Annotated in this window: 6 protein-coding genes; 3 read left to right on the forward strand and 3 right to left on the reverse strand. The window is 32.4% G+C overall.

What is annotated here, in order from left to right; all coding sequences use genetic code 11:
* Positions 1–314: 314 nt before the first annotated feature.
* Positions 315–1,706 (forward strand): amino acid permease, encoded by a 1,392-nt coding sequence (locus CD147_RS10630; RefSeq protein WP_103167446.1) that lies wholly within the window; start codon positions 315–317, stop codon positions 1,704–1,706.
* A gap of 90 nt (positions 1,707–1,796) precedes the next feature.
* On the opposite strand, the gene CD147_RS10635 is transcribed toward CD147_RS10630, so the two are convergent.
* From CD147_RS10635 to CD147_RS10645, 3 genes are all read right to left on the reverse strand, one after another.
* Positions 1,797–2,669 (reverse strand): MurR/RpiR family transcriptional regulator, encoded by an 873-nt coding sequence (locus CD147_RS10635; protein WP_103167447.1) that lies wholly within the window; start codon positions 2,667–2,669, stop codon positions 1,797–1,799.
* Between the two features lie 513 nt (positions 2,670–3,182).
* Positions 3,183–3,542 carry a hypothetical protein gene (locus CD147_RS10640; RefSeq protein WP_103167448.1) on the reverse strand — a complete coding sequence of 120 codons (360 nt, stop codon included), beginning with the start codon at positions 3,540–3,542 and terminating at the stop codon, positions 3,183–3,185.
* A gap of 96 nt (positions 3,543–3,638) precedes the next feature.
* Positions 3,639–4,337: a helix-turn-helix transcriptional regulator gene (locus CD147_RS10645; RefSeq protein WP_103167449.1), complete on the reverse strand. Its 699-nt coding sequence runs from the start codon at positions 4,335–4,337 to the stop codon at positions 3,639–3,641.
* Positions 4,338–4,798: 461 nt separating this feature from the next.
* On the opposite strand from CD147_RS10645, the gene CD147_RS10650 reads away from it, so the two are divergent.
* Positions 4,799–5,590, forward strand: a complete 792-nt coding sequence (locus CD147_RS10650; RefSeq protein WP_103167450.1) for an inositol monophosphatase family protein — start codon at positions 4,799–4,801, stop codon at positions 5,588–5,590.
* A gap of 112 nt (positions 5,591–5,702) precedes the next feature.
* Positions 5,703–6,650, forward strand: a complete 948-nt coding sequence (locus CD147_RS10655; RefSeq protein WP_103167451.1) for an LCP family glycopolymer transferase — start codon at positions 5,703–5,705, stop codon at positions 6,648–6,650.
* The last annotated feature ends 205 nt before the right edge of the window (positions 6,651–6,855 follow it).

Below are 6,855 nucleotides of genomic sequence, written 5' to 3' on the forward strand. Positions count from 1 at the left end.
GTTGTAACAGTATTGGAAGCGATTTCAAAAATTTGTAAAAATTATGTTTTAATTTTGTCAAATTATAGTATAATATCCTCAATAAGGTAAGCGGACTTTTAGGGGGAAAGCAAGAGGCTAGGAATGCTTTGGCAATTGGATGCTAACAAACGATTAGTAAATATTTTTTGAAAATTTTGTCGATTCAAATGTAGTTATCAAAATATTACTATAAGGAAGAGTAAGTATTTTCTTAAAATAAAAACGAGTCGTACCCTAACTCTTAAAAGACAAAAGTACTCATGCCTTAGATTTAATAGAGATGGGGTTATTAAATGGATAATAATGAATTACATAGGGGGCTTAGTGCTCGTCAAATTAGAATGATAGCACTTGGTGGTACTATCGGCGTTGGTTTATTTATGGGAGCGACTAGTACAATTAAATGGACAGGTCCTTCAGTTATTTTTGCATATTTAATTGCAGGTTTCTTTTTATTCTTAATTATGCGAGCAATGGGAGAAATGGTTTATTTAAATCCAACTACTGGATCATTTGCTACATTTGCAAGTGACTACATTCATCCTGCTGCTGGTTATATGACGGCTTGGAGTAATATCTTCCAGTGGATTGTCGTAGGTATGAGTGAAGTTATAGCCGTTGGTGAATATATGAATTATTGGTTCCCTCATTTACCACAATGGATTCCAGGTGTCGTTGCTGTATTACTACTATTAGCAGCGAACTTAGCTTCAGTTAAAGCATTTGGAGAATTTGAATTTTGGTTTGCTATGATTAAAGTTGTAACAATTCTATTAATGATTGTTGCAGGTTTAGGATTAATCTTCTTTGGTATAGGTAATGGAGGCCATGCCATTGGGATTTCAAATCTATGGTCTCACGGTGGCTTTATGCCAAATGGTTTCTTAGGTTTCTTCTTTGCTTTATCAATCGTTATTGGTTCATATCAAGGGGTTGAACTGATTGGTATTACAGCCGGTGAAACTAAAGATCCACAAAAGAATATTAAAAGCGCTGTTAATGGGGTTATCTGGCGTATATTAATTTTCTATATTGGTGCGATTTTCGTGATTGTATCTATTTATCCTTGGAATCAATTAGGAGATATTGGTAGCCCGTTCGTAGCAACTTTTGCTAAAATCGGTATCACATTTGCAGCAGGTTTAATTAACTTTGTGGTGTTAACAGCTGCATTATCAGGTTGTAATTCAGGTATCTTTAGTGCGAGTCGTATGATTTATACACTAGCTCAAAAAGGCCAACTACCTAAAATTTTTACACGCGTTATGAAAAATGGTGTACCATTCTATCCGGTATTAGCGATTTCACTTGGTATCTTACTTGGCGCATTATTAAATGTTATTCTTCCTTTATTCGTTAAAGGCGCAGATAGTATCTTTGTTTATGTATATAGTGCATCAATCTTACCAGGTATGATTCCTTGGTTTATGATTTTAATTAGTCATATTCGCTTTAGAAAATTACATCCTGAAAAAGTAGAAGGCCACCCATTCAAAATGCCTGGCGGAACAGTTGCTAGTGCGATTACAATTTTATTCTTAATAGTTGTACTTGTGGGTATGCTATTTAATAAAGAAACAGTCGTATCAGTTTTAATTGGTATTATTTTCTTAACAGGCGTAACAGTTTATTATTTCGTCCGTGGACATCATAAAAGAGATAAATCACGAAAAGTAAAACAATAATTAAATTAACATTAATCAACATATAAAAAACGGTGGTGAATTTGATTTCACCGCCGTTTTTCTATGGTACTAGAGTCTTTAAATAATGATTCAATGTTTAAATTCAATATTAGCTAGATACTTATGATAATTATCCAATGCCATTTTTGATTGTGTAATAAAATCTAAAGATGGTTGATAATTAAGTGCTATATATCGATAAAACAAGAGATCGATTGTAAACATTTGAGCAAATAAAGCTGTGGTCGTTCCCATACGTAATTCACTTTCATCGGAATGGCCATAAGTCAAAACAATATCTGAATGCTTGGCAATATGATTATTCTCAGAACTTGTAATCGTAATAATAGGGATGTTGTAATTTGACACAACTTTAACCAAGGCATGTAATTCGCTTTGTTCACCGTTATTTGTAATTAAGACGACACAATCATTCTTGTTATATGTCGATAACATAGTAGTAAATAAGTGGGTTTCTTGTATTAAATGTACATTTAAGCCTATTCTTGAAAATTTTTGATACATATCAGTGGCACAAACAAATGACGTACCATAGCCGAATATAAATATTTTATTTGCCGATTTAAATCTCTTACATATATTGTCGATTGTAGTGTTATCGGTGAACGTTGAACTTCTTTGTAACGCATCTTTAGCCTGGAGAAACAGCTTCTTTTTTAATGTCTCAATCGGCTCGTCACGTACTAATTCAATATTGTAAGGCGACATTTGTTTGGGAAAAAGCTTCTTTAATTCCGCTCTAATCTCTTGAAAACTAGCGTTAATTAATTTTTGACTATATCGATTCATCGTAGAAACGCTAATATTAAGTTCTTGAGCGATTTCTTGATTCGACATTTGTATTAACTTCTGCGGTGAATTTAAAATAAAACGCGATAATTTTTGTTCATTTTTTGAAAAAGAAGGATACTCTTCATCAATGATATATAAAATGTTTGTCATTTAATCACCTAATTTGTCTCAGTTTCTCTTTTTTAACCCTACAGTAAAGATGGTACGGGCTAAACTTCTTGCATAACTTAAAATTTTATGATGAGTTTAGGTATAGTAGCTAACTCAATACAATATTTAACGTTGCGTAATGACATAAATTAATAACATATTTAATACACCATTAATGTGTTATAAACTCCCCATATATACTGTATAAAACAATTGATTCAGTAAAGATGGCTAAACTTTGAAGATATAGGTTACTATAAATAGTTGAATAACTAACATAATTCTCCCAAGTATATTAGTTTATCGTTATAGTATTTTTAAATGCTTGTCATGTAAGTTGAGAACTCCATTCAAACATATCTAAATGCTAAGTTTTAAGCAATGTTCAGTTTCTATACATTAAAATAACCGTAAAAGCAACCTTCTATATTACTGTAATCACATATAATTATACCTGTTTAATCTTGTTATTACAATTTACCTATATAATTAATAAATTATATATATTGTTTTCTATAAGTCGTTTTGAAGATTTTTAATCTTTAAATAAATATGGTAGATACGTTGTTGTCGTCTATTTAAATCATAAAGTAATGTGCCTTGTTGAAAGTTATGAAGCGGGCGTTCAGAAAGTTCAATAAGTAATTTATAGTACAGGTGATTAGGAGAAGTAGAGGACAACTGGGCAGGGGCTATTGAGTAAATTTCTTCATTTAATTCAATGTTTAATGCATGGTTTTTAACTTCTTCGTTATAGTGTTCAATTGCTTGTTTAAGAGATGCTTCATCCATAAAGTAATAGTATTTAATCTTTTCGATGAGTGTGATGAAATGAATTAAATGTTGTTGATAGTCTATAAATTGATCGTGCATGATTAGTGATGAGCTCCTTTTTCTAAAGAGAATGAATGGAGAATTATAAGAGGAAGAGAGGGTGATGAATAGATAATCCAATCGAGAGACCAGATTTTAGTCTTCGTCCTCGACTGGATTCAGAAATTGCGTGTAGTTATCAATAGAGATGTCATATGTTTTAATCATCTTTTCAAATGAATAAGAAATATCATAAATATCAAGTACTGGAAGTTCGCGTGTACGCCCCAAACCAATCTCATAAATGATAGCTAACCAAACACCATCACGGCATAACAGACCGATAAATATAACATTCTCAGCAATGGTTTTAGAACCATCGTTAAAATCAATTAGCATGACATTTCTTTCGGCACTATAGATCAAAATGTCAGAGAAAAGATGAGGTAATGTAACTTGTTCAGTATCTTCGAATTTAATTAAATCAGTCATATGGGCTAAATATTTACGAATGCGAGTGTTTGGAATCTTAAAACATTGTTTGATGATTGATTGAATTTCATTGGTATAAGGTAAAGTCGAATACGATTGACTTTCCTTTAATGTTAAGAACAAGGCGATGAGTTGTTGTTCATCTAACTTAAGTTGAATTTTGTCTTCAGTTTCTTGAATTTGGTAGCCTCCAAGTTTACCTTTGTGTGCATAAATTTGGACGCCTTGAGCTTCTAAATCAGCAATGTCACGTCCGATTGTACGCACAGAAACATTAAACTGTTTAGCTAATTCTGTTGCATTCATCTTATGACCTTGTTGAATAGATGAAATAATTTGATTCTGTCTTTCCAATTTATTCACATTGTACACCACCTATGGACATTACATATTACAACAATTATAACATAAGACTGACAATGAAGACATTTATTAAATAAAAGTAGAATTTATTGTAAAAAAATAAATTTTTATTAGGAAAACGCTTACAATTTCGCTTATTTTGTGCTAGTATATTACTTGTAACAGGGGAGAACGAGTTCAAACAAAGGGGTAGAAGCTATATAACAGATAGCTTATTGTGAATCGTTCGAGTTACATCGAAACATCTTCAATATTTATTACTTACTTTCCTTTCTATTTGTCGGCTAGCAAAAGACTAGCCGATTTTTTGTGTTTAAAATACATATATAAGAATAATATGAGGTCGATTAATTATTTTGTCAGTATGCTAATACTTATTAATTAATAAAATAATTTAATCTGTAAGAAAATATTAGTATACTTAAATATAATAAAATGAGACATCAATTTGAGGTGATAAAATGCAACGTAACCGACTCCAATATATAGATGGCCAAATTATAGATTGGCTAAAACAGTTAGATGACGTACTTCCTCGTTTAATCAAAGAAATGACAACAGATACGAAAGTAGATCGTTTTGACCTAGTCACAAATGTCGATAAGCAATTACAACATCAATTTGAACGCTATTTGGCTGAGCATTTTCCGGGCCATCAATTGTTAGGGGAGGAAAAGAATAATGATAATATCCAACCCTATGATGGTCATTTATGGATTATGGATCCTATCGACGGTACGGCAAATTTAGTTAAACAACAAGAGGATTACTGTATTATATTAGCTTATTTTGAAAACGCTGAACCCAAACTTTCCTATATATATGATTATCCGCACGATAAATTGTATAAGGCAATAGCTGGAGAGGGAGCTTATGTGAATGGAGAACCTATGGCCTCACCCGCGCACTTACCTTTAAACGATGCGATTATTTCATTTGGAAGTCAATATATGAATGAACAGACAGTAAAAGCATTATATGATGCGGCATTTGGCGTGCGAAATATCGGCTCATGTGGTTTGGATTCGGTAAGAGTCATTAAAGGTCAATTTGGTGCGCATATTAATACAAATCCTAAGCCATGGGATATAGCTGCACAATTTCTATTTGCTAAAGAGCTTAATTTAGTGATGACACAATTAGATGGACAACCGTTAGATTATGCGACAAGTGGACCGTTTATTATTAGTAATCCTGGTTGTTATAACGATATGATAACTATTTTAAATAGTAATGGCGGGTATCAAAAATAGGTGTAAAGTCTTCTATTTTATTCAAAGTTACTACTCGAGACGTATAGTAAAATGTTAATTTTAATATATAATTAAAACGATATATTTTATAAAATAGAATAGGAGTGGTGGGATGCGTAAATCTCATAGAAGAATGAGCCTGCCCGTTAAAGTTTTACTTTGGTTTATTGGTATTTTAGCCGCTTTTGCCATTGTAGCAGTGATCTTTATTGTTGCTAGTATTTATATTACAGGTGGAAAGATTCATAATCCGCTTAATCGACAACATTCAGAATTACGTTCGAAAAACGTAGATTTAAAAAACGGTGATCCATTTACAATTGCCTTATTTGGAGTAGATTCAGACGCACAACGTAAAAGTGCGAATGATGGAGAACGTAGCGATACAGTAATGTTATTATCTATTAATCCTAACAAGCAAACTACTGAAATCGTTAGTGTACCACGTGATACGCAAGCTGAAATTGTTGGTAGAGGGACTACCGAGAAGATTAACCATGCCTATGCTTACGGTGGGCCTACAATGGCTGTTAAATCTTTGGAAAAGTTAATGAATGTACCTGTTGATCATTATGCGACTATAGACATGGATGGATTGCATGATATGATTGATGCACTTGGTGGCATAGATGTAGTAAGCAATGATACATTTACAGCTCATGGCACACATTTCGTTAAAGGAACAAAGACACATGTTGATGGAGATACAGCAATGCATTTTATTCGTAGTCGTAAAGAAGAAGGTGCAGGTGGAGACTTTGGACGCCAAGAGCGACAACAACTGATTTTACAAGCTATGGCGAACAAAATGACAAGCGCTTCAGCACTTGCACATTTCCCATCATTAATTGGTGAAGTTCAAAAAAATGTGACAACAGATTTAACTTTAAGTGACATGAACGCTATTCGCAGTAATTACAAAAATGCTAATTCTACAGTGAATCGTCACCAATTAGAAGGTCAAGGCGGTATCCAAAGCGATGGCTTATGGTATTTCATTCCTAATGACGCTTCTAAGCAACAAGCAACTGATATTTTAAATAATAACTTGAATAGTTAATAGTAATATATTTTAATTTGCTAGGGCGGAACTATGAAATCTTTGAAATTATATTAGATTTCGGTTGCTGCTCTTTTTTTATGTACCTTTTTAATATATTAAGCTATTTTTTAAGTTAGTTTATTTTAAACCCAATATTATAGTATTTATACATCTTTATAATTGGTTTATTAATACATGATTAAGGCGCTTTAGAATATAAATT

This window comes from Staphylococcus devriesei (genome assembly GCF_002902625.1).
Lineage (GTDB): Bacteria > Bacillota > Bacilli > Staphylococcales > Staphylococcaceae > Staphylococcus > Staphylococcus devriesei.

Coding starts and splice junctions, on each gene's coding strand:
- CD147_RS10630 (WP_103167446.1), top strand. CDS start 315: ATGGATAATAATGAATTACATAGGGGGCTTAGTGCTCGTCAAATTAGA.
- CD147_RS10635 (WP_103167447.1), bottom strand. CDS start 2,669: ATGACAAACATTTTATATATCATTGATGAAGAGTATCCTTCTTTTTCA.
- CD147_RS10640 (WP_103167448.1), bottom strand. CDS start 3,542: ATGCACGATCAATTTATAGACTATCAACAACATTTAATTCATTTCATC.
- CD147_RS10650 (WP_103167450.1), top strand. CDS start 4,799: ATGCAACGTAACCGACTCCAATATATAGATGGCCAAATTATAGATTGG.
- CD147_RS10655 (WP_103167451.1), top strand. CDS start 5,703: ATGCGTAAATCTCATAGAAGAATGAGCCTGCCCGTTAAAGTTTTACTT.